This window comes from Micromonospora sp. NPDC023814, assembly GCF_040639595.1.
Taxonomy (GTDB): domain Bacteria; phylum Actinomycetota; class Actinomycetes; order Mycobacteriales; family Micromonosporaceae; genus Micromonospora.
The window spans coordinates 19,499-42,543 of record NZ_JBFAAF010000058.1 but is presented as its reverse complement, the minus strand read 5'-3'; the positions used below and the strand labels follow the sequence as shown (position 1 = coordinate 42,543).

21 protein-coding genes are annotated in these 23,045 nt (G+C 68.7%); 12 read left to right on the top strand and 9 right to left on the bottom strand.

Going from position 1 to position 23,045, the window contains the following annotated elements; genetic code table 11:
• Positions 1-36: 36 nt before the first annotated feature.
• Complete coding sequence (locus AB0G14_RS25970) at positions 37-933, top strand: hypothetical protein (RefSeq protein WP_357701617.1); 897 nt, start codon at positions 37-39, stop codon at positions 931-933.
• A 6-nt stretch (positions 934-939) separates the two neighbouring features.
• On the opposite strand, the gene AB0G14_RS25965 is transcribed toward AB0G14_RS25970, so the two are convergent.
• The 4 genes from AB0G14_RS25965 to AB0G14_RS25950 all read right to left on the bottom strand — a co-directional run bounded on the left by AB0G14_RS25965 (position 940) and on the right by AB0G14_RS25950 (position 3,020).
• Positions 940-1,386 (bottom strand): hypothetical protein, encoded by a 447-nt coding sequence (locus tag AB0G14_RS25965; protein ID WP_357701615.1) that lies wholly within the window; start codon positions 1,384-1,386, stop codon positions 940-942.
• Between the two features lie 501 nt (positions 1,387-1,887).
• On the bottom strand, positions 1,888-2,061 hold the full coding sequence (locus AB0G14_RS25960) for a hypothetical protein (protein ID WP_357701613.1): 174 nt from the start codon (positions 2,059-2,061) through the stop codon (positions 1,888-1,890).
• Between the two features lie 423 nt (positions 2,062-2,484).
• Positions 2,485-2,736, bottom strand: a complete 252-nt coding sequence (locus AB0G14_RS25955; RefSeq protein ID WP_357701611.1) for a hypothetical protein — start codon at positions 2,734-2,736, stop codon at positions 2,485-2,487.
• On the bottom strand, positions 2,733-3,020 hold the full coding sequence (locus AB0G14_RS25950; protein WP_357701609.1) for a DivIVA domain-containing protein: 288 nt from the start codon (positions 3,018-3,020) through the stop codon (positions 2,733-2,735). Before AB0G14_RS25950 ends, AB0G14_RS25955 begins: the two co-directional genes overlap by 4 nt.
• A 262-nt stretch (positions 3,021-3,282) precedes the next feature.
• Between AB0G14_RS25950 and AB0G14_RS25945 the strand changes: the two genes are divergently transcribed.
• Positions 3,283-4,173, top strand: coding sequence for a helix-turn-helix transcriptional regulator (locus AB0G14_RS25945; protein ID WP_357701607.1), 891 nt, complete (start codon positions 3,283-3,285; stop codon positions 4,171-4,173).
• A complete protein-coding gene (locus AB0G14_RS25940) occupies positions 4,166-4,381 on the top strand; it encodes a DUF397 domain-containing protein (RefSeq protein ID WP_357701605.1) in 216 nt (71 codons plus the stop codon). Before AB0G14_RS25945 ends, AB0G14_RS25940 begins: the two co-directional genes overlap by 8 nt.
• Before the next feature lie 23 nt (positions 4,382-4,404).
• Here the strand turns inward: AB0G14_RS25940 and AB0G14_RS25935 are convergent, their stop codons facing one another.
• Genes AB0G14_RS25935 through AB0G14_RS25925 form a run of 3 tightly spaced genes read right to left on the bottom strand, consistent with a single transcriptional unit; the run spans position 4,405 to position 14,287 of the window.
• A complete protein-coding gene (locus tag AB0G14_RS25935; protein WP_357701603.1) occupies positions 4,405-5,631 on the bottom strand; it encodes a serine/threonine-protein kinase in 1,227 nt (408 codons plus the stop codon).
• A gap of 50 nt (positions 5,632-5,681) precedes the next feature.
• Positions 5,682-7,862: a UvrD-helicase domain-containing protein gene (locus AB0G14_RS25930; RefSeq protein WP_357701601.1), complete on the bottom strand. Its 2,181-nt coding sequence runs from the start codon at positions 7,860-7,862 to the stop codon at positions 5,682-5,684.
• A complete protein-coding gene (locus AB0G14_RS25925; RefSeq protein WP_357701599.1) occupies positions 7,859-14,287 on the bottom strand; it encodes a DEAD/DEAH box helicase in 6,429 nt (2,142 codons plus the stop codon). Before AB0G14_RS25925 ends, AB0G14_RS25930 begins: the two co-directional genes overlap by 4 nt.
• Before the next feature lie 219 nt (positions 14,288-14,506).
• On the opposite strand from AB0G14_RS25925, the gene AB0G14_RS25920 reads away from it, so the two are divergent.
• A complete protein-coding gene (locus AB0G14_RS25920; protein WP_357701597.1) occupies positions 14,507-15,913 on the top strand; it encodes a CBS domain-containing protein in 1,407 nt (468 codons plus the stop codon).
• A gap of 40 nt (positions 15,914-15,953) precedes the next feature.
• On the opposite strand, the gene AB0G14_RS25915 is transcribed toward AB0G14_RS25920, so the two are convergent.
• The gene (locus AB0G14_RS25915) at positions 15,954-16,337 is read right to left on the bottom strand and encodes a hypothetical protein (protein WP_357701595.1); all 384 of its coding nucleotides are present in this window, start codon (positions 16,335-16,337) and stop codon (positions 15,954-15,956) included.
• Between the two features lie 110 nt (positions 16,338-16,447).
• Here AB0G14_RS25915 and AB0G14_RS25910 point away from each other — a divergent pair, with 110 nt between their 5' ends.
• From AB0G14_RS25910 to AB0G14_RS25875, 8 genes are all read left to right on the top strand, one after another.
• Positions 16,448-16,720 carry a hypothetical protein gene (locus tag AB0G14_RS25910; protein ID WP_250100268.1) on the top strand — a complete coding sequence of 91 codons (273 nt, stop codon included), beginning with the start codon at positions 16,448-16,450 and terminating at the stop codon, positions 16,718-16,720.
• Positions 16,713-17,324 (top strand): DUF6879 family protein, encoded by a 612-nt coding sequence (locus tag AB0G14_RS25905; protein ID WP_357701593.1) that lies wholly within the window; start codon positions 16,713-16,715, stop codon positions 17,322-17,324. Before AB0G14_RS25910 ends, AB0G14_RS25905 begins: the two co-directional genes overlap by 8 nt.
• Positions 17,325-17,327: 3 nt before the next feature.
• On the top strand, positions 17,328-19,061 hold the full coding sequence (locus AB0G14_RS25900; protein ID WP_357701591.1) for an NB-ARC domain-containing protein: 1,734 nt from the start codon (positions 17,328-17,330) through the stop codon (positions 19,059-19,061).
• Positions 18,946-19,701, top strand: coding sequence for a tetratricopeptide repeat protein (locus AB0G14_RS25895; RefSeq protein WP_357701589.1), 756 nt, complete (start codon positions 18,946-18,948; stop codon positions 19,699-19,701). The genes AB0G14_RS25900 and AB0G14_RS25895 overlap by 116 nt, the downstream gene beginning before the upstream one ends.
• Positions 19,698-20,084 carry a hypothetical protein gene (locus AB0G14_RS25890; RefSeq protein WP_357701587.1) on the top strand — a complete coding sequence of 129 codons (387 nt, stop codon included), beginning with the start codon at positions 19,698-19,700 and terminating at the stop codon, positions 20,082-20,084. Before AB0G14_RS25895 ends, AB0G14_RS25890 begins: the two co-directional genes overlap by 4 nt.
• Positions 20,085-20,245: 161 nt before the next feature.
• Positions 20,246-21,262, top strand: a complete 1,017-nt coding sequence (locus tag AB0G14_RS25885) for an EcsC family protein (protein WP_357701585.1) — start codon at positions 20,246-20,248, stop codon at positions 21,260-21,262.
• Between the two features lie 398 nt (positions 21,263-21,660).
• Positions 21,661-22,542, top strand: coding sequence for a helix-turn-helix transcriptional regulator (locus AB0G14_RS25880; RefSeq protein WP_357701633.1), 882 nt, complete (start codon positions 21,661-21,663; stop codon positions 22,540-22,542).
• Positions 22,535-22,729, top strand: coding sequence for a DUF397 domain-containing protein (locus AB0G14_RS25875; RefSeq protein WP_357701583.1), 195 nt, complete (start codon positions 22,535-22,537; stop codon positions 22,727-22,729). The genes AB0G14_RS25880 and AB0G14_RS25875 overlap by 8 nt, the downstream gene beginning before the upstream one ends.
• 116 nt (positions 22,730-22,845) lie before the next feature.
• Here the strand turns inward: AB0G14_RS25875 and AB0G14_RS25870 are convergent, their stop codons facing one another.
• Positions 22,846-23,034 carry a hypothetical protein gene (locus tag AB0G14_RS25870; protein ID WP_357701581.1) on the bottom strand — a complete coding sequence of 63 codons (189 nt, stop codon included), beginning with the start codon at positions 23,032-23,034 and terminating at the stop codon, positions 22,846-22,848.
• Positions 23,035-23,045 lie beyond the last annotated feature (11 nt).

Here is a 23,045-nt window from a genome sequence, read left to right as displayed (position 1 = left end):
GACAGCGGTCTGGTCGACACGCACACCATCGACAAGGTGCTGCAGTCGGTCGTGTTCTTCTCCGACCGCGTCGTGCTGCGGGCCTCCTTCGAGGTCTCGGCCGCATACCGGGAGCGCGCCGCCGAGATCAACCGGCGTGTCGACGAACTGCGGGAGGCTGGGCTCCTGGGGCTCTGGGGCCACGAGTACGAGGTCGACGACGGTGGCAGGGTGCGCTTCGGTCAAAGCGCGAAGCGGGGACGCCGCGCTGACCTGGTCATCGCGCAAGGACAGATGCGCGAGAGCCTGACCCGGATGGACGAGGTGATGCGGGCGATCCGGGAAGAGGCGTACCGCCGGACCGAAACCGACACGCGCACGCTGCGGCAGGGTGCGGCGGAGATCGTGAGCCTGCGCAACCACATGGCCTCCCTCGTGATCTCCTCGGAGCTGCGACAGGACGGCATGCTGTCCAACCCGGCGGTGAAGGCCCAGCTCACGCGGAGCCTCGGTCAGCCGCAACCGCAACGCTTCGAGGCCGCGGTGGTCCGGGAGGTGCTGGGGCAGCTTCAGATCGGCTCACTCGACCAGCTCAGCGTCGACCAGATCGTCGAGTCACGCCGCTACAACGCAGGCTTCCGGAGCCTGCTGGACGAGTCGTTGCTCGCGTTGTCGCGGGGCCTCGACCCGGTCCTGACACCGGAGGCGACGGCGCGTGAGTTGACCCGTCGCTACCGCGAGACAATCGCGGAGTTCGCCCGGCCCCGCGTCGCTGGTCAGGTCGCGCAGGAGGTGGTGTGGGATGTCCTCGGCGCCACTGTGCCGTCGACGGTCGTCTTCAAGTACGGCCTCCGAGCACTCACCTGGCGAAAGGCAGCCCAGCGCGCCAAGCCCTTCCTGCTGTTGATGCACCTGGAGAGAGCCGCCAGGCGGCAACCCTCGGACATCGGGTGAGCCTGATCAGCCGACCTGCGCGTCCGTGTGTGCCGGCGAATCGAACTGCGCGAAGGCGTGCTCGATGTCGGCGAGCGCGTGGTGCGCCGACCGCGGCAGAAGGTGGCGCAGATGCCACATCGCGACCGACACGTGGCCCCCGTTCGAGGCGTCGCCGTCCGCTGCCTGGGCCGCGGCGACCGACCACACGCGGATCAGGGCCAGAGGATACGCGGTGTCCGGTATGTCGAAGCTCAGGTCGAACCAGCCTCGCGCATCCTCGGGAAGAAGGAACGTGCGGCCGTCCCGGCGGGCCTCGACGAGGCTGCCGGCCAGCGTCACCAGGCTCTGGCCCGGCACGTTGTCTGCGACCTTCCACGTGATGTCGAAGATCGAAGCAAGCGTCGCCGCCGCCCCGATGATCGCCGTGCACTCGTTGCGGTTGAGGTGCCGTCGCCGGCGGAGCAGCCTCATGCCGCATGTCCTGCGGGCAGGTGTTGCTCCAGCATGTGCGGACCCTCCCACGAGGCCCTGCCATGGTTCAAGAACCGCCGGCCTGTGTCATGGATACCGCGCGCCGACGTTCGGCTTTCACCCCCGTCCGGCCGCAGCGCGGCGACCCGGGCCAGCACCGGGCGGAACGCAGCATCCTGGCCGTCCGGGCTGATGTCGATGCCTTCGAGCCACACCACTCGCCGTCGTACCACTCGCTGAGGTCCGGCCGGACCCGGACGATCCGGAGCCGGAGTGGACCGTCCGCGTACCGGTAGTCGGACTCGGCGAGCTGGACCACGTCCCCGGCAGCGACGGACACTCGCGGAACGACCGGCACCCGGGCTACCGCCGCCCGCACCGCCTCGACGTGACTATGCGAGCGTGCCGGCGGCTGCGGTCCGGCCCCGGCAGCCAGCGCCGCCCGCCGCGCCCGCAGGATCAGCCGGTTACGGATCTGCGCGGGCGACAGGTCGAAGACGTTCACCGCCAGTACTTCCGCAGGCAGCGCACTATGATCGAGTCGGCCCAGGCCGCCCGGGGGCAGGTGCCGTCGGCGCCGCAGTCCGGGCACTTCCTGGTATGGGGATCCTCGGTGGGGCTCCGCCAGTGCAGTTCGACCAGCCCGTTCGCCTGGGCGAGCGGAACAGGCGTCACGATGCGGTCGTCATCCGGGTCCGGCCGGGCGACCCGGGGCGGCTCACCGCCGGGCAGCGCTTGCTGACCTCGGCCGCGTGGGGACGGCGGTGGGCGGTCCGATCAGCCGGCGGGATCCGTCTGTTTACATTTTAGCGGCGAGCGACGTGGTGGGTGGCCTTGACGCAGCGCGGGTGGTCGTTGCGCATTCAGTTGCTTCGCCCGCCCTCGCGCACCAGCGTGGCGACGATATCCACGTGGTCATCGGCCTACCGCATGGCGATTCAGCGCAGGCCCGGATCAGTCGCGCAAGTCGCATGCTGGCCTGCCAGACGAACTTTGTTCGGCGGCCGTAGCCCGGACAGCACCCACAGCCAGGCGCAGCGGGGACCGGAGCCGGCGGATCGTCGGCTACCACTGGGCGCCAGGACCGGCCGTCTCCCCTCACCGGGGCAGGCGACGAGAGCAGGCGCCGTCGTGGTCGGCACGAAGCAGGCAGCGCCGGCCGCCGGGCATCCGCAGGTCACAGAAGACCCGGTGACGTACGTGCTGGTTGTCCTCTTCCGACACGGTGATCTCCCCCGGGTCGGTCTGCGGCAGCACCAGCAGCCACCGGCTGATCACCCGGGCCAGCCGCTGCGCGGCCGGCAGGTCGGCGGCGGCGACGGGCAGGTGGATGACGTACCGCTGGGTCATGCCTGGTTTCCCCGGTCGGCGCGGGCGCGGGCCTGCTCGGATTGCCAGCGGCGCAGCGCGTCCTTGATCACGGCGGCTTCCCGGCGGCTGGCGGCCAGGGCGGCGTAGACGGTGGCCATGTCGCCGGCGACGCGGTCGAGGAAGTCGTACACGTCGGCCGGTTCCAGGCCGCGGCGTCCGAGCCCGACCGACTTGAAGCGCCGCTCACGCACCTGCCACGGCAGCAGGCTGGTGTACGCCGAGGAGCGGTAGGTCGCTCCCGGTCGCTGGTTGCGGACGCTCATCTGCTGCCTGCCTCTCCCTCGTGGACTGGAAGGGGTGGCCCGTGCGGCCTCCCCGCACGCACGGGCCACCCCGCCCTGCCGCCGCAGCTTCGATCAGCGGTACGACACCAGGGCTTGTGGTCATCCTGTGACGCCACGCAGCATCGAGGCAACGTTCCACGACAGAATTCTTCCCAGATGTATTGACTTTCTTTGCTGCTACCGATAGCTGTTACATGACTAGGTGACGCAGTGTTGCGCGACGGAACCAGGGAGTGTCCGGGTGACCGAGGATGTCGGATCGACCGTGCCGCGCCGGCAACTCGGCCGGCTGCTGCGCCAGTACCGCACCGAGGCGGGAGTGACCCTCGACGCCGCCGCCGAGGCCCTCGAATACAGCCGGCAGAAGATCTGGCGGATCGAATGCGGCATGGGCCCGGTCCGGGTCCTCGACGTCAAGGCGATGTGCGAGCTGTACGGGGTGTCCGCCGAGATGACCGAGGCGATGCGCGGGCTCGCCACGGAGACGAAGTCCAAGGGCTGGTGGCACGCGTACGGGGATGCGGTCCCGAGCTGGTTCGAGCTGTACGTCGGCCTGGAATCCGCCGCCGCGCATCTCAGGCAGTACGAGGAGACGCTGATCCCCGGGCTGCTCCAGACTCGCCAGTACGCCCTCGGACTCGCCCGACTCGACCGCCCTTCGCTCAGCGAGGAGGAGCGCGAACGGGCGGTCGAAGTACGGCGGCAACGCCAAGGACTGCTCACTCGACGGCTACCCCAGCCACCGCAGCTCGACGCGATCCTGTCGGAGGCGGTACTCCGCCGCACCGTCGGTGGCCCCGGCGTGATGATCGGGCAGCTCGGTCAACTCCTGGAGGTCGCCAGCCTGCCCAATGTCAGCGTGCGGGTGCTGCCCTTCGCCGCCGGACCGCATTCCGGCGCGGTCGCCGGCTCCTTCGTCGTCCTCGACTTCCCCGCCACAAAAGGCGGTCGGGCTGCACCGGAGCCGTCAGTCGCCTACAGCGAGTCTCTGACCGGAGCGCTGTACCTCGACAAGCCCGACGAGTTGGCCGCCTACCGGGCCGCCTGGAAGAGCCTCGATGCGCTAGCACTCGATGAGGCACAATCGAGCGACATGATCAAGGGGATCATCGGGGAGCTGCGGCATGACTGACCTGACCGGCGCCGTCTGGCGCAAGAGCACTCGCAGCGGCGGCAACGGCGGCAACTGCGTCGAGGTCGCCACCAACCTGCCGGGCATCGTCGCCGTTCGCGACTCGAAGGACCAGGCCGGTCCCGTCCTCATCTACCAGCCCGCCACGTGGTCTGCCTTCATTTCAGCAGTGGTGGGCGGACCTGCCGCACCCGTGGACTGCGGCTGAAGTGCGGCGTCGCGCGCGGATCGCTATTCGGCGAGCTCCCTCTGACATGCCTGCGCCTGCTCGCGGCACTGCTGAGCGAGACTCTGATCGCCGCCTGACTTCTCCAGATGGCTTGCCAGTTCCTCGAAGTCGTCCCGAGCCATCCGATAGTCCCCGGCGAGGAAACGGAGATCGGCGAGGTCGATCCGGACCGCCAGAACCTGTGGGTCGTCCGCTCCGCGAGCGTCGCGTACCGACTTGAGTGCGCGCTCCAGGACCTCGACGGCCTGCATGAAGCGCTCCTCTTCGGCCAACTCCCGTGCCCGGTCGTGCGACGTCGTCAAATCGTGGTGGCTGCTCGGCGTCAGCGTCGGGCCTGGCCACATGGAAACCGGAGTATCCGTTCGACCCGCCCTGCCGACAGCGGCTGGCCTGTCGTCGAGGAACGGCGCGAGGAGCCGTCCCACCTCGACGGCTGTTGTGGGGCGGTCGGTCGGCTTCTTGCCGAGCAGGCAGTAGATCAGGTGCGCCAGATCATCTGGCACATCGGGCCGGTACTCGCTGACGATGGGAATCGGGGACCGGAGGTGCCGGCGCAGCAGGTCCGGCGCATTCGTGGCTTCGTACGGTGGGCTTCCGGCAAGCATCTCGAAGAGGATGCATCCGAGCGCGTACAGGTCCGCAGCAGGACCGACGGCATCACCTGCGGCTTGCTCCGGCGCGATGTAGGCCGGCGTCCCCAGCGTGTGGCCGGTGGCGGTCAGGCGGGACGCCTCCGCAGGACTGAGTAGGGCGGCGACACCAAAGTCCAAGACCTTGACCGCACCCGAGGGCGTGATCATCAGGTTCTGCGGTTTGAGGTCACGGTGCACCAAGGAGGCAGCGTGAGCGGTGGCGAGCACGGAACTGATCTGGGCGGCGATCGAAGCCGCCTCGCCCACGGCGAGCTGCTCCTGCTCGGCGATGTGGTCGGCCAGCACACAGCCCCGGATGAGCTGCATGACGATGTACAGGTCGTCGCCGTGCTCGCCCAGATCGTGGATGACAGGTACGCCGGGATGGTCGAGCCGCGCCGTGACACGTGCCTCTCGCCGGAACCGCTTCACGGCAGTAGCGCGTTCGCCCTCCGGTACCTCCATCTGACGCAGGAACTTGACCGCCACCGGCCGGTCGAGCCGCTCGTCGTAGCCCGCCCAGACCTGGCCCATTCCGCCGCGTCCGATCGGGTATGTCAGCTCGTACCGGTCACCGATACGGTCCCGCGCCTGCACGTCGCCCCCAATACGTCATACCGGCCTGCGCTGCAGCGGAGGCCGGGCAGTCACATCAGCTGTCGCTGAACCAGCCGGCTGGTGAGGAACGGGCTTGGCGTCCCGTGCCAGAACACGACCAGCTCGTCCCGGGGGCGGGTCGCGGCGACGAAGAGCAGAGACCGGTCCCGTTGGCGCTCGCGCTGGTAACGCTTGGGGTCGCTGTCCCGGTAACGGCTGATCATCTGACGCGGCACAAGCCCGTCCGACACACCAGCGATGATCATGCGCTGGTACTCCAGCCCCTTGAACCGGTGCATCGTCCCGACGTGGATGCCATCCGGCTGCTTCGGCCCGTCCGGTCCGATCTCCACGACCGGCAGGCCCTCCGCCTGCAGACGTGCGATCACGTCGCCGGCCAATTCCTTGGTGGGCACACAGATCGCGACCGAGCCGTTCGTCGGGTTTCCCCATGTCGCCAGTTGGTCGACGATCATGTCGCGCTCCTGCGCCCAGGTCGCCGTCCCACGGAAGGTCGGCCGGCCGCCCCGCAGCAGCGAGCGGTAGCCTGCCAGGTCCTCCTCGCCGCCGTCGAGGTCGTCGTAGACCTCACCGGTCATGATCTGCAACGCGTCGGCAAGGATCTGCCGGGTGGTGCGGTAGCTCAAGGTCAGCCGCGAGGACCGACCGCGGATGTTGACGCCGAGGCTGCTCAGCGTGACGTGGTTGTCGTAGATGCGTTGGTGGGTGTCCCCGGTGAGGAACATGTCGTCGGGGCCATGAGCGACCATGGCACGGAGCATCTTCCAGTGGGCGGCGCTGAGATCCTGCGCCTCGTCGACGACGACGTGGCGGTAGCGCGGGCGGTGGAAGCCGCCGGATGTTTCTCCGGTGGCGCCGGCGGCGGCCGCACGGTCCATCTCCAGGCGTGCTGCCCGCTGGGCCACCTGACGCCAGGTCCAGAGACCACGGCCCTCGAGCCAGGTGGTGAACCGCTCGGTCAGCTGCCAGATCTGGTCCCGTTCGACTCGGTTGAGGCTGCGACCGCGGTTGGGGCGGCGGGCCTTGAAGTAGTCGGTGCGGGAGTTGAGCACCTGGCCGAGGATGACCTGGGTCCACTCCGCGGACAGGAACTCCGCGTCCCAGCCGGATTCGCCTGTCTCGACGAGGAACTCGGCCCATAGCTCGGGGACCTTGTTGTCGTCGACGACCCGCCGGCTGCCACCTGCCTTCGCCTCGGCCACGACCCGGCTGGCGAGCCGGTCGATGTTGACGATGTCGACGCGCGACACGAGCTCCTGGCCACCGAGGGCCATCAGGCGGGTCCGCAGGTCGGCGGCGAGGTTGCGGTTGAAGGTGGTGAGCAGGATGGGCTTGTCGGCCCCCGGGGGTAGCTGCCGGGCGAGGTGCGCCACCCGGTGCAGGGCGACGATGGTCTTTCCGGTGCCGGGCCCTCCGCCGACACGAGCAGGGCCGTTGTATTTCTTCTCCACCAACTTCCGCTGCGTCGGGTGGAGGAAGATTTGCCACCGCTCGAATGCCTCGCCAAGCATCGCCTGCAGCGCCTCGTCGTCGGAGGTCACCTGGGTGGCGGGCCGCTCCACGGCAGCTTCGAAGTCCTCCGGGTCGACCGGCTCGTCGGCGCGGACCGGGTCGGTGACCTGCTGGAGCACCTCGTCGTACGGGGTGCCGTCGAAGAGCGCGAAGAGCACGTCGGTGGTGAGCTGCGGCGCCCGGTCAAGCAGTTCCAGCAGCTCGGCTTCGGTGGTGAGGTTCCGGATCTGGGGTAGCAGCGGCTCGGACACGCCGAGCTCCAGGAGTTGCGCGTCGGTGTACGTGTCGAAGAGCGGCTTCTGCGTGGGCTCCGGCTCGGCTTCGGGCGGGACCACCCGGCCGATGATGCTGTCGCCGACTGGCGCCAGGTCGACGACCTCGATGCCACCGGTGATCCGGTTGATCCGGTAGGCGTAGCGGGTGAGGTCGTCGTACACCTCGCCGCGGTGCTTGACCGCGACGAGCAGGTAGTCGCGTTCGGCGATGTGCAGCAGCAGGGCACGGTAGTCCTTGTTCACCCGCGCGGACATCAGCCGGGAGTCGCCGTTGAGCGACTTGAGGTTCAGCCCCGGGTTTTCCGGGTTGTGCCGGAACTTGTGCATGAACTCGTACACCGCGCCGATGTCGGCGCGGGTGAGCTTCATGACCTCCTTGTCGGCGCGGTCCAGCATCCGCAGGGTTGTTGCTTCGGTGCTCATCGACGTTCTCCCCCGCTCGTCGCCCTGATTTCCGCGGCCAATTCGTCAACTGACCACTGCCGAGCGGTACGGGCGTGCCAGCCCGCCTCCGCGTACGCCCGGTCGCGGTCCTCCGTCTCCGGATCGTCGGAGGGACCGGTGAGCACGATGGCGATCCGCCGGTCGGGCCAGGCCAGCTCGGCCTGCCAGCCCTGGTCGCCCAGCTCGTAGCCGACGACCGGTGCGGGCAGATCCTGCCGGGCCAGCTGCTGGACGAGATGGTCCAGAGTGTCTTCGGTCGGGTCCAGGTAACGCAGGACGTCCCGCCACGGCGACTCCTTGCCGAGCGTCTCGGGCTCGGCGGCCACCGGCTGCGCCACGACGCCGAGCCACGTCGCCGTCTCCTCGTCGAGCGGCAGTGCGCGTTGAGTCAGCACGAGCCCGGTGCCCTCGGTGACCGCCATCGAGGCCGGCTCGAAGGCGTCAAGAGTAGACACGGCGAGCTGACCTGCGTCGCCGCCACCATTGCCGAGGAATTGGATGACGTTGCCCCAGGCCAGCCACGCGGCCCAGCGTTCCTTGTGGCCCGCATCGGCCACGGCAGCCGGCAGGTCGTCCAGGACGGCCAGCGCCGACCACGTCGGCAGAGGCTTGCTTCGCCCGTCGACGACCATAGCCACCGGGCAGTCGGCGTGGTCCCGAGCGCGAGCGATCATGATTTTTCCTGCAGTCGGCCTGGGCAAGGGCTCTCCGCGCAGTGCAGCCAACAGCCGCTCTGCCACACCGCTGGAGTCGGTGGCGGTATTGTCCCGAGCCTGCTTGAGCATGCCTGCCAAGGTTGCTTCCGCACGACGCTGCCAACGGGTGAGGTCGGGATTCGCGAGGAATCGCATCAGCTGCTCGATCGGATTGACCCAGATGGTCTCCTCGAGCTCATCCGGGTCGGCGCCGGGGAGGAACTGCCGATATCTCTCCCGGGCAGCCTGCTTACTGACCCCGCCGTACGGGGCCCACTGCCCCAGCCCGTCCGCGCTACCCCAGGTCTTGATGTCGTCCCAGGTGGCGGCGAAGACCAGATAACCGTGCGCCCGCAGCCGGGCCCGCTTCTCCGCGTCGTCCGCGAGCCGGTTGTACTGGGACGAGGCGTGGTACTTGAATCCGTCGAGGTAGACAGCCACCTCGGGCGACGGGGCGTCAAGGCGCTTGAAGTGGACGTCGGGACGAGTGCCTCTAACGGTGTTCTGCAGCTTCATCTGCCAGTGGGTGACGCTTTGACCGTTGTCCCGGACGAACCGCAGGTCGGCGATGCGGGCACCGTCGTGGTCGGTTCGCCGATCGATTCTCAGGCCCGAGCCGGGTGTCTCGCCAAGGGCCAGCAGTTTGGTGAGGAAACGCATCTCCAACTCGCTCTCCACCTGGTGGATCAGCGAGATCTCGTCCGTGCGAGTGCCCTCCTCGACGTCCCAGTTGTCGAGGAGCTTGTCCAGCATGCCCAACGCCTCGTCGCGGCTCATCAGGGCGAAGTGCTCGTTACGCGCGTGCCGCAGGAGGCAGCGGTGACACACCGCCCTACCTTCGTGCCGGCAGACACAGTCGGCGATCCGCTGCCGCGCCAGTTCCAGGATGGCGCGGAACTCCTCCGGCTTGGCGAGGCGGTGCAGATAGCCGGTGCCCTGCGGCTGAGTGTCGAAGACGACCACGAAGTTGCGCGTCCCGTCACTCTGCCCGTCCGGCATGGTGGCCGACACGGCCTGCAGGTGCGCGGGGTCGCCGCCGTACTGTGCGGCGATACCGAGGCGGATGGCGGCGGCGAACGACGCGACGCGCTCCTGTACCACGGCGGTCGCGGCGGGGATCAGGATGCGCAGCGCCTCGGTTTCCAGTTCGTGGGCCAGGATCAGGTCGACATGGGCGTCCGGGGCAGCCGGCGAGCGCCGGTAGGGACACCACGGCCGGTGGTGCTCGGCTCCCTTGGCGACGGTCGACCCGGAGGTCTCCGCGGCGAGTTGTTGGCTCACGGCGGGAACGCCGTCGACCGTGGTGCCCCCGCAGGAGGTGCAGGTGTGGAACCGGTTGATCCGCACCTCCTCGCCAGCGAAGAGTTCAGCCGCCCGGTCGTAGCGCTGGGCGCCCAGGTTGAAATGACGGATCATCGCGTGCCGGCTGTAGTCGACACCGAAGGTGTCATGGGCGTGCCGCCAGGACGAATCGACCCTAGCCGGGTCGACGTCGACGGCGACGGTGGTGGCGTAGAAACGCCGGTCCCGGTCGTCACTGTCGTCGCGGATGCGGGCGTCGTCGCGCTTGTCGCGGCTGAGCACCCGGGTCGGTTGGAGAACCTGGAACAGCCGTCCGTGGTCGGCGATGCCCGGGTCCAAACAACGCGGGCAGGCGCTGGTGTCCTCCTTCGCCAGGTGGGTACGGACGTAGCCGCACTGGGCACAGATCCGCCACTGCTCGTACGCCGGACGGTCCACCGGGCCGACGTCGAGCCCCGAGATCTCGTGTTTGTAGCCGCGCACGTAGTAGCTGTTGCCGGGGGCGATCTCGACGAGCGCCTGGCGAGCGGGGCGCGCGTACTCGCGGAGTTCGCTGTGGAACCGCCGGTCGCCGTCGGCCTTGTCCTCCCAGGTCAGGGTGGCTTCCAGGTCGGTCCGGTTGTCGATGAGCGCGTAGTTCGGCAGCAGACCGAACTCGACCAGGGTGCTGTGGGCGGCAGCCCCGCTGACCTCGCGCAGCCGGCGACGGACCGCACCCTCCTCCGCCTTCAGCATCTTGATCTCGCGGGCGTGGTCCGGGTCGCTGGGCACCAGCGTGCTCCGGGCGGTGGCGAGTTCCTGCATTCGACGGCGCAGGTCGGCCAGCCGAGACTCCCAGACCTCGTCGGCTTCCTTGACCCGGTGGACGATGCCGTCCACCGCGAACTCACGCAGCTGATCGGCGGCGGCCCGCAGGACCTTGTCGCCGAAGAGGGTCAGGAACTCCTCCACCAGCCGGCCACCGTCGCGACGACCAGCCTCGGCGAGGCCGGTCAGCCAACCGGTCGGACCGAACAGCACGTGCGCCCGCCGTGGCATCGGCAACACTCCGGCCAGGCGCCCACGGGCGGCCAGGTCAATCAGGTGGGCGAGGTACTGGCGGCGCAGGATCTCCACGGCGGACAGGAAGCAGCCGGGCGGGACGATCTGGCCGGCGATCATGTCGCGCGGATCGGTGAGGTAGTAGCGGTCGCGCTCGGTTCGCCCGACCAGGGTCAGCACCAGCGCGTTGCCGCTCTTGCGGCCGGCGCGACCCGCCCGCTGAACGTAGTTGGCCGGGCCATGCGGGAGCGACGCCAGAACCACCGCCGACAGGGCGCCGATGTCGATGCCCATCTCCAGGGTGGGCGTACAGGAGAGCACGTTCGGGTCGGTGTAGCGCTCGCCGTCGCGGAACTGCTTCTCCACCGTCTCCCGCTGGGCGCGGGTGAGCATGCCGGTGTGTTCGCCGGTGACCACCCGGAACACCGGGCTGTCCAGGTAGAGCCGCCGGTAGTAGTCGTCGGCAGCGGTGTCATCGTGGACGGCCTGCAGTTGGCCTCGGCAGCGGTACTGGCGGCACGGCTGGCCAATCCAGTCGGCAACTCGGTCGGGATGCTCCGTCTGCTCCCAGTGGCAGGTGTCGCAGCCGACCCCGGCCGCCGCAGCGGACGCGTCGTCGAGCCGGGTCACCCGTAGGTGGCCGGGCATCAGCCCGTACACCGTGTTGCCGTCCTCGGTGTCGCCGGCGGCGACCACGTCGGCGGCGGCAAGGGCCGGCAGCAGCCGGGTGAGGAAGCCGGCCGCCTCGCCGTGGTCGAGGCCGAGGCAGCGCGACGTCCAGTCCTGGTACCAGTTGCCGCGCGCGGTGATCACGTCGAACTCCGAGCGGGACTTCGGCGTCGCGAGCAGGAACGCGGGCGCGGACAGCCCCTTCGGGAACGCGGGCATGCCGGCGGGGCGACCGCCCCAGACCTGCCATCGGGTGCCACCGCGCTTCAGGTACGGCACCAGCCACTCGTGGTAAACGGCACCGCGGGTACGCAGTCGTTCCAGCAGGCCGCGGAGGAAGGCAAGGTAGCGGGCGTCGTCCGGCGGCGTTCCGTCGAGGTGGCCGGGCCCGGTCAGATGGACGTCCCGGCAGATCGCGGCAGCTCCGGCGGGGTCGTCGAGGGCTACCTCGACGGCGACGCTGCGGGTCAACTCCAGGGTGCGGCCCTGGCGGGAACGCAGACCGGTTTCCATCACGGTGGCGAAGACGAGCCGCTCGCTGATCAGCTCCCAGGTCTCCCGGCTGCCGTTGTGCTCACCGGCGAGCAGGCTGTCGACACCGGGCTGGTCGTGCAGGTCCGGCGGCACGACGGTGGAAAGGATCTCCGGCTGCGCCGCCGCCTCGATCATCTTGGCGAAAAGGTCGTCGAGCCCGATCGACTCCCCCGACGTCAGTCGGCTGGCGAGCAGGGAGCGCAGCGAGAACGAGTAGGACCGGTTGGCGACGAAACCGGCGCGGTGTGCGGCGTCCTGGACCGAGTCGTTGAAGAGCAGCGTCTTCTTCTCGGCCTCGTCGAGCTCCCCACCGGTGAAGAGCTGAGTGATCGCCACCGAGGCGAGGGTCGCCAGGCCGGCGCCGAGGAAGCGGACGCCGTGGTCCAACTCGCAGGACGGGCAGCGGTCCTTCTCGGCACCATCGATGTCGAGAACGTCGCCGAGCACGACGATCGCGTCGTCGGTGGGCTTGCGGTCGCGCTGCTCGTCGAAGGGGCGCACCCGACGGCCGTACTCCAGAACCAGCAGGCCACGGGAGCGCTGGCGTACCTCGTCCCCGGTTGCGGCGATCAACGCGCGGACCCTGCGCTTGTCCCGACCGACGCTGGCTCGGTAGATCTTGTCGGGGTCGGTCTCCAGCTCCTGCGGGTCCTTCTCCGGCGACAACGCCATCCAGCCGGAGCGGCCGCAGTGCCGGCAGTAGATGGCCGGCAACCGTGGGTAGCGGTTGTCGGCCACGACCACGTCGGCGTCGGCGGCGTACGGGTCCAATTCACGCGGCGCTTCGCCGTACCAGCCGAATGCGGCCTGGTGGGAGGTGCCGCGCAGCAGGCGGGAGACCGCGCGTACCCACAGGTGGGTTTCGATGTTGAGCAGCGGGCGGCCGGGAGCTTCCGGGTTCTGCGCGACGGAAAGCAGACCGACGAACCGGGCGAGAGCCTTCGCCGTGATCTCGTGCGGAGTCTTCATCACGCTGCCCCAGCCGGTGGCGTTCTTGCGGGGCAGCACGTCGATGATCTCGTCGAGGGTGCACGGCCTGGCCTGGAGCGAGTCGAGCACCGCCTTCGTCAACGGATGTTGACGAAGCAGATCACCAAGGCGCGTCGGGGCGTCGAGACAGCGCTCGCCGACGACCAACTCGGCGACCTTGGCCATCATCGCCTCGGGGTCGCGGTCGTCGACGGCCGCGAGCTGCTCCGGGGTAGGCAGCGGCAGGCTGAAGTCCTGGCGGGCGATGAACTCCCCGGCCTCGTACCGGTCCTCCCCCACCAGCGATCCGGGGTCGAAGGGGATGCCGAAGACCTGCTCGGCGACCTCACGGATCGCGGTACGACCGTCCCGGCCACCGCCCTCACCGAGCGTGGCGGAGGTTGCCACCGGGCAGATCGGCCCGAGGGGCCGCTCCGGCTCGTCGAGGTCGAGCGCGGCGGCGAGCCGGCGCAGCAACATCGCCACGTCGGTGCCCTGCGCGCCGTCGTAGGTATGGAATTCGTCCAGCACCACGTACGCCGGCTCAGCGCCCTCCCAGAGCGGCAGGTCGTCGGCGCGCTGGAGCAGCAGGTCCAGCATCTTGTAGTTGGTGATCAGGATGTCCGGAGGGGTACGGCGCATCTCCGACCGCTTGGTGAAGACGTGCGGGTACTCGATGGCCGCGACGTCGCCGATGTAGAGACCGGCGGTCACCTGGCTGAGTGCCGGGTCGGACAGCAGCTCGTTGATCCGCTGCGTCTGGTCGGTCGCGAGGGCGTTCATCGGGTAGAGCAGGATCGCCTTGACCCCGGCCTTCCCCTGCTGCCTCTGCCGCCGACAGTGGTCGAGCACCGGGATCAGGAACGACTCCGTCTTGCCCGACCCGGTGCCGGTGGTGATCAGCGTCGGCTCGGCCGCCTTGCCCTTCGTCGACAGTCGGGCGAATGCGTTCGCCTGGTGCAGGTAGGGGGTGAAGTCCGCTGGCGCCCAGTCCAGGCTCGCGCGCCAGTTCCCCGCCGCCGGGCGGAAGGGGGTGCGGATCCGCAGGTACGGGCCACGGAAGATGCCCTGTTCCGGGTGCGAGAGGAAACCCTCCAGACCCTGGCGTACGCCGTCCTCGGTCAGGCCGAAGGTGGTGGTCAGGTACTGGGTGAGGGTCCGACGCAGCGTGTCGGCGGCGATCGTCGGTCTCATGAGCGGATCACCGCCGCATGCTACTTCACCCCTTACCGGCTCTGAGCTGCCCGACAGCCTGGAGCACGTATGAGTCAGATTCGCGACACCGCGCGGTGTCGATCATCACCTACGCTGCGACGACCTGAGTCCGAGCGATGGGCATGCGGGCCGATAACGCAGACGACGCACGGGCATGTCTACCCTCACCGCCCTCAGCCTCGACCTGGAGCAGAAGCGATGTCGAACAGTTCGTCTCGTCCACGGCGAAAGCACCTACTCGACGGCCGCCGGGTCCGCATCTCCGACCTCATCGACGCCGGCCTACTGAAGCCCGGAGACGAGTTGTTCTTCCAGCAGCGCATCGGGGAGGATCCGCACCAGGCCATGGTCACCGATCGAGCGCGCCTCCGGCTGCCCGACGGTCGCGAGTTCACGACTCCCTCCCGGGCCGGAGCAACCGTAGCCGGACGGCGAGCGGTGGCCGGGTGGTCGGCCTGGCAGGTGGGACGCAACGGTCCAACCCTGCACCGCCTACGGCTGGAGTTGCTGCAGGACGTCGCCAATGAGGTCGGCGCGGACCAGGACACGTCCGAGGAAGAGGCTGAGGTCGTTCGCCACCGCTTCGCGACGCTGGAAGCGGCACGGGCAGCGGCCGAATCCGGGCAACCTCGGTCGTTCACCGTTCGAGAGTTCATCGGACTGTGGGGCCTGGAGGACCGCGACCGAATGGCTACTACACAGATCGAGGCTGACCTGGCGAATCATGGCCTGACCACCAGTCCCGATTTCCGGGCCGTCAGTCTCGACCGGATCATCCGGGTCGTCATGCTGCCCGAGCAGAAGGAGAGCGAAGGTGAGGCCGGTGAAACCGGTGCCGCCGCCGAGGCAACTGCCAGTGAGCTGAGCGAAGAGGGCGTCGACATCGGCCTGACGCTCGAGAATCTGTTCCCGCACAGGATGTCACTGGTCTCGGTGCCACCCTCGGCGACCTTCGAAGAGGCGATCACCGCCATGCAGATCAACGACTACTCGCAAGTTGCCGTCCTGGCAAATTCCCACCAGATCTACGGCTCGGTGTCGTGGGAGTCGATTGCCGCCGCGAAGCATCGGAACCCGACCGCCACCTTCAGCGACGCGATCGACCGGCGGGCGCGCGATCGGGTCTTCGACTACGACACGCGACTGCTGGACGTGCTGGGCACGCTGCAACAGCACGGCTTCATCTTCGTTCGCGACGACCAGCGGAAGATCAGCGGGATCGTCACAGCTGCAGACGTGGTTCGCAAGTACGACGAGACGGCAACGCCGTTCTTCCTCATCGGCGAAATCGACCAGGAACTACGACAACTCATCGTGAACAGCTTCGACGAGGAGACGGTCAAGCAGGCGTGCCTAGATGCGAAGCTCTCCTTCAAATCCCTCGACACGATGTCGATCGGGCAGTACCAGGCCGTCCTCAACAATGCCGCTTGTTGGGCGCAGCTCGGCTGGCCGTTGGACCGGGGGCTGTTCATCCAGCGGCTGGACGAGCTACGTAAAGTGCGTAACAAAGTCATGCACTTCAACCCGGACCCCGTGCGGGCCACAGAGGTGGCGAAGCTGCGAAACTTCCTTGGTCTGATTCGGCTCTACATCGGCTCATGACCCGCGATTGATCCCCGAGCGGGCAGATTCTTCCCGCGCGTCAACCCCCGAACGAGATTCCTCCGTGAACGTCACGGGCCTGTACGACGGGCCCGGCGACATCGCCGGACACGGTGTTCGTCACGTTGCCCGCGTGGTTCGCCACGACGGCCCGGACCTGGGCGTAGCGGGCGCGGAACTCCGCATCGAAGGCGGGGTCGCGCTCCGCCTCCTGCTCGAGGAGGGTGGCGAGACGACGAGCGGTGTCCGGTGCGGGTGGGTGCCGGCCGACTTCGACCAGTCCCTGCACGGCGGCCTCGCCGCGAAAGCGACGCCGGAGGAACTCGGTCAGGTCAGTCACGGCCGACCGGGCGCCCTCGGCGAGATTGGTGGTCGCCCAGGCGACAAGCGTGGTCGCCGCCGTGAGCATGAGCGGGTCGTCCACTACGCACCTCCAGTTTCGCCACGACCGTCGGCATCCGACCAGATCCACATCGATTCAGCTAGCTCGATGTTACTATCCGCAGCTAAGCCACTACTCCACAGGAGGTTGTCGTGAGCGCACGCCGGTGGGAAGCGGACCCCTCCGCCCAGCTCAGTCGCCGCTGGGGCAAGTCGTCGCACGAGCTGGGCAACACCTCCGGAGACGGCAGTTGCCCCGACATCTGGGAGCTCAGCAACGGCGATGTGGCGGTGATCGGGCAGGATCTGACCGACAGCTACCGAGATCAGCTTCCCGACGGAGTCTCCGTGGATCCCGGCGAACGGCTTATCATCATCCCTCGATCGACCATGATCGCGGCGAAGGTGGACATCCCTGATGCGTGAACTCCTCGGCGGAGACCCTGGTGAACTGCTGGCCCTCGACGCCTACTGGGCCGATTTCGAGCAGCGGTTCTGGAAGACCGGGCCGCCAGGGTTCTGGAAGCTGGAACGGCAGCAGACGTTCCAGGAGCCGAATGACGAGGGCTGGCAGGCGTTCGCCGGCGGCCGGTGGCAGGACTCGCTGCGGATCCTGGAAGCGCGACGTCCCGAGTTCGAGGGCTACTACCGACGCATCGCCGACAGCGGGTTCGCCACGCGGCGCGTACGCGTGGTCCAAGAGCCGCTTACTCCGTACCTGCAGTGGGAGCTGCACGTGCTGCGGTTGCGGCACGTGTACGGCGGCCTGACCCGGGTCGTGGGGCCGGACCGGATCGCCGGAGCGGAGATGGGCGGGCCGCTGCCGGAGATCTACACCCTCGGCACCGACGTGATGTACGAGGCGGTCTACGACGCCAACGGCGTGCTGGAAGCCGCCCGGCGCTGGCGCGACCCGGCGGTGGTGGCCGGGTGTCAGGAGTTCATCGAGTCGCTCTACCACGATGGTGAACCCCTGGACGAGTACTTCGCGCGCGCGGTGGCACCACTGGAGCCTCCGCACCTGGACTGACCGATGGTCGGCAGTGACGACGACCGTCGACCGGAGCAGGTCAACCGGTCCACGGTGTCCGGATCCGCCGACCTCGTGCAGGCCCGCGACGTGTACGGCGGGGTCCACTTCCACTCTGGAGGTTCCTCCCCCGCCCATCCGCCGCCCCGCCAGCTGCCCGGCGACGTACCCGGCTTCGTCAACCGGGTCGAGGAGCTGGGCTCGCTGAACCGCCTTCTCGTCGACGAGGCCGTCCGCGCCACCCTCATCGTCATCTGCGGCACAGCCGGCGTGGGCAAGACCGCGCTGGCTCTGCGGTGGGCGCACGCCGTACGCGAGCGGTTTCCCGACGGGCAGCTGCACGCGAACCTCCGAGGCTACGACCCGGGGCAGCCCAGCCGACCGGAGCAGGTGCTCGACCGGTTCCTGCGGGCGCTCGGAGTGCCGCCGTCCGCAGTCCCCGCCGATCTGGAGGATCGCGCTGCGCTGTACCGCTCCCGGCTGGCCGACCGGCGGGTCCTGGTGCTGCTGGACAACGCCGCCACCGTCCGGCAGGTACGTCCGCTGCTGCCGGGCACAAGCAGTTGCCTGGTAATCGTCACCAGCCGGAGCTTGCTGTCCGGTCTCGTCAGTCGCGACGGTGGCCGCCGCCTGACGCTGCGGATGTTGTCCGAGGACGACGCGGTGACGCTGCTGCGGGACGTGACCGCGGACTACCGCAGCGGCGACGATCCGCAGGAGTTGGCCGAACTGGCCCGGCTGTGCGCGCGGCTGCCGCTGGCGCTGCGCATCGCGGCCGAACGGGCGGCGAGCCGACCGTTCATGCCGCTGGGCGAGCTGATCCAGGACCTGCGGGACGAGTCGGCGCTCTGGGACGCCCTCACCGCGGAGGAGGGCGAGGAGGCCGACGCCGTACGCACGGTCTTCGCCTGGTCCTATCGGGCGCTGGACACCTCGGCGGCCCGGCTCTTCCGGCTGCTCGGCCTGCATCCCGGCCCGGATGTCGGCGTGCCGGCCGCCGCCGCGCTCGCCGGCGTGCCGGTCGGGCAGGTCCGGCAGCCACTCGACGCGTTGGTGCGCGCCCACCTGCTGGAGGAGAGTGCGCCAGGCCGCTACCAACTGCACGACCTGTTGCGCGCGTACGCGGTGGATCAGGCGAGGCATCTGGAAAGTGAGGAGAGCCGCCGGGCGGCGCTGAGCCGGGTCGTCCGCTTCTACCTGCACACGGCAGACGCCGCGCTGGGCCGTACCCTGCCGTTCTACCGGACGGTCCCGCTGGACCCACCACCCGACCTCACACCGCTGACTTTCGCCACGGCCGGCGAGGCCGACACCTGGTTCACGGTTGAGCAGGACAATCTCGTCGCCGCCACCCGCGCCGCCGCCGAGACCGGCTCGCCCCGGGTGGCCTGGCACCTGGCGGTCCTGCTGCGTAGCGTCTTCATGCACCGCAACGTCTTCGACGCATGGTTCGCCACCGGCCGGATCGGTCTGGCAGCGGCGCGGTCGCTCGGCGATCGGCGGGCGGAAGCCGAGGCGCTGGAGAGTCTCGGGAAGGCGCACTTCCAGGCTCGCCAATTGGTGGAGGCAGAGGAGCACCACCAGGCTGCCCTGGCGATCCGGCGGGAGATCGGCGACGAGCATGGCACGGGGGTGTCGATCAACGCACTGGGGGCTGCTGGCCCTGCGGCATCGGCGGCTCGCCGATGCGCTCGGGTACTTCGGCGAGAGCCTGGCGATCTTCACCCGTCGCGATGACCGGCGGTGGCGGGCGCTGCTGTTGAGCAATCTCGCGGAGACCCGGTACGAGTTGGGTGACCTGGCCGAGGCGGTGCCGCTGTTGGAGCAGGCGTTGGCGGTGCAACGGGCCATCGACGACCGGGGGCAGGAGGGCAACTCGCTGTTCTTCCTCAGCATGACACTGCGCGAGCTTGGCCGTACCGGCGAGGCGCTGGCCGCGATCGAGGCGGCGCTCGCGATCGCCGAGGATGGCAGCCCGGTGTGGTTGGCGCACTGGTTGGTCGAGTACGCCCGGGTGCAGCGCGCCCTGGGCCGGCCGGACGCAGCGCTGGAGGCGGCACATCGGGCGGCTACTATTCAGCGCCGGCTGGGTGACCGGAGCCGGGAGGCGATGGCGCTGGACGAGACCGGCGCGACGTACCGGGGGTTGGGGCGGCCGGAGGAGTCGGTCGCCTTCCACCGGCGGGCCGCCGCGGTCCACCGGCAGCTCGGTGACGGCTGGCAGCTCGCGCTGGCCCTGGATCACCTGGCGACTGCACTGGCCGAGAGTGGTCAGGTCGAGGAGGCGAACCGCTGCTGGCACGAGGCGAGCATGATCTTGGCGCGGTTTCCCGACCCACGGGCGGGACGACTGCGAGCAAGGGTGACACCAGCGTGAGCCCGGCCACGGTGAGGACCGATCGCGAACCGATCGCCAAGCGCTTTCCGCGTCTGGGCGATTTCTCGAGGGCCACTGGCAGGGTGTCCACGGCCGGCATTGACAACAACCGCGTCCCGGGCCCGACCGACACGCGCATCGAGGCGCTGGTCGTGCTGCCACCCGACACGCCCGCTACAACCATCAAGGCGTACGAATGGCAGCCGGCACCGCCCAATCGGGACGCACTGCTGAGCGCCGAGTTGCGCCCGTTCCTGCCCTACGCCGGTGACTGGCGGATCAGTGAGCGGTACACCGAGGACGTGCGGACCACGCACTACAACGGCACCGTCTCCCTGGATGCCACCAGCGGCACGGTCTATCTACGCGTGATCGACAGTTGAGCGCCCTGCTGTAGCGAGGCTCGCCTCGGGTCAGCAGAAGTGCGCCGATGTCGTCGGCCCGCTCTCGGAAACCGGTGCGACTACGGGCAGCAACGGGACACCCACGTGTCACCCGACAGTGCCATCATGTCCCAGTCATCGCAGTCGAATGGAGAACCTCGATGAGTACTGTCACCGACCCGCTCGTCGACGGCACAACCCCGATGAGCGCGTACGAAGGGCAGGTGTGGGACAGGCTCAACGAGCACTGGCAGCGCCGCAACAACCGCCGTAGTCTCCCGAACTGGGCGAGCGCTGCGCTCGATCGCTCCGGTGACGTCGCGCGACAAGCCGCGAGCCGGGCCAGCAGGGCTGTACCGGAGGCGATCAAGGAGCCGGTCCGTCGCGGGAGCGACGCGGTTGCCAGCATGGCCCTGCGACCGGCGGCCGAAGCCGCGGCAGCGTTACTGGAACTGGTCAACGCCTGGGCCCTGGAGCTCAATGACCCGAGAGGCGTCGAAAAGGTCGCGCGCAAGCGTGGCCTCGAACTCGGCAGTTTCGCTGAGCTGCGGCAGCAGGACCTCAGGGTGTGCGACCGGCTCCTGACCCGCAACACACTGAAGTGGCGGACCGCCGGCGCGGTCGAGGGTGGCGCCATGGGTCTGCTCGCCATGGTCCCCGTCGCCGGGATTCCCGCCGCGATTACCGCGGACATCCTCGTCATTCAGGTCCTGAGCGCGTCGATCGCGTCGCGCATCGCGTACTCCTACGGCTACGACGCTAAAGATCCCGCCGAGCAGCTCTTCATCGAACGCCTGGTACACCGGTCCTTCATGGCACAGGCAGCCAAGGTGGGGCCGCTACGCGAGACCGCACGAGCCGCCAGCGCGATCAAGGGACGTGTGAGATGGTCAGACAAGCTCCGCGCGGACCATCGCCTCGTGGCCGCTATTGAGAAGCTGCTGCAGCACACGGGTCCGGCCGGTGCCAAGGTTCCAGTGCAGAACGTCGCCAAGGTCGTGCCATTCGTGGGTGTCCTCATCGGTGCCGGGATGAATTCCGCAGTGCTCGGCAGCGTGGCCGCCGACGCTCAGCGGTACTGCCAGACCCGATTCCTGTGCGACAAGTATGGGCTGCCGCTGCCGGCCGCATTGGCCAGCTACCGGGAAGACGCCGGCCCTGAGGCCGACGCCACGTAACTGTTCGGGCGGCAGCCGGCGGCCGCTGGCCGCCAGCTCGCCGCAGGCGGAGCCGGTGGCCGAGCTGCGGCGGCGCGGCCACGAGGTGCACCGCGACGACGAGCTGATCAACGTGCTCGACGGCCACAGCTTCAGCCCGCTGGCCGGCTGACCCGACTCCCCCATCCCGACCGCCGGCTCCGGCCGACCCGAAAAACATGCAGGACGCCCATTGGTACGCCGACAATCGTCGCATGGGAATTGCGCGTACATGACTGTTGTCGGGACGGTCTTGTATGGTCAGACGCGTATCGCTATTGATGCGGTGGAGCCGCCGGAGAATCGCCGAATGGCAACGGTTCCACGTTTCAGCGATGGCGTCAAGATGTAACACCGTGCAACACGGAGAGGGGTGGCGGATGGCCGACGACATGGGATCGACAGTGCCGCGACGGCAGCTCGGGCGGGCGCTGCGCGAGCTGCGCACCGAGGCCCGGATGACCCTCGACGGCGCGGCGGAAGCGCTGCAGTGCAGCCGGCAGAAGATGTGGCGCATCGAGACCGGCCTCGGCGCGGTACGCGCCGTCGACGCCAAGGCCATGTGTGAGCTGTACGGGGCGACCGCCGAGCTGACCGGCGCGCTCACCGCCCTGGCCAACGAGACCAAGGCCAAGGGCTGGTGGCACTCGTACGGCGACGCCATCCCCGACTGGTTCGAGCTGTACGTCGGCCTGGAATCCGCCGCGTCCTTTATCCGCCGCTTCGACGAAGCACTGATCCCTGGAATGCTCCAATCGCGCGCCTACGCCTTGGCCGTCTATCAGCATCGACACGAGGTGACAGAAGAAGAGCGTGAGCGCCTGGTCGAGGTACGCCTACAACGGCAGACTCTTCTTCACCGGAGGCTGCCCCGGGCACCCAAACTAGAGGTGATCCTGGCCGAGGCAGCGCTGCTCCGCACGGTCGGCGATGCAGCGACCATGGTCGGCCAGCTTCGTCACCTGCTGGAGGTCGGGGAGCTACCCAACGTCTCTGTCCGGGTGCTTCCGTTGACCGCCGGGATCCATCGAGGCGCGGAGGCGGGGACCTTCGTCATTCTCGACTTCCCACCCGCCAAGCGGACCACCACCGAGCCGTCTGTGGTCTACTGCGAGTCATGGACCGGGGCGCTCTACCTGGATCGGCCGGAGGAGTACGCAGCCTACGAACAGGTGTGGGCGAGCCTCGATGACCTGACGCTCGATGAGGCACAATCGAGGCAGCTCATCAACAAGATCATCGTGGAGGTCCACCGTGGCTGACTTGGCTGGCGCCCAGTGGCGCAAGAGCACCCGCAGCGGCAGCAACGGCGGCGACTGCGTGGAGGTCGCCGACAACCTGCCGGGACTCGTAGCCGTACGCGACAGCAAGGACCCGGCTGGCCCCGCCCTCACCTTCTCCCCCGCCGCTTGGGCAAGGTTCGTCCGGGCGACAAAGCGTTGGGTCTGACCCCCGCGTCGCAAGGGAGCGCGCCCGAGCAACCACAGGGGCGCGCTCCCGCGTCTGAAGCAGACTCCGATATGCAACCGCAAAGAACAGCTCCGCGCCCTGCCGTTTCCCGGAGTTTACTTGTTCACACTCTGCCAGAAGCGACGGATGACGGCGAGTGCAATGAGCGCCATGACGGCGTAGCCCACAGGCTCCCCAGCGCTGCCAAATAGCTTCTCGGTGGTCCAGAAAAGACACCCGAGCAGCACCATCAGGACGAACAGCGCGATGAGGCACCCACCCAGATCGAGACCCTTGCCGTTCATCAATCCTTGCC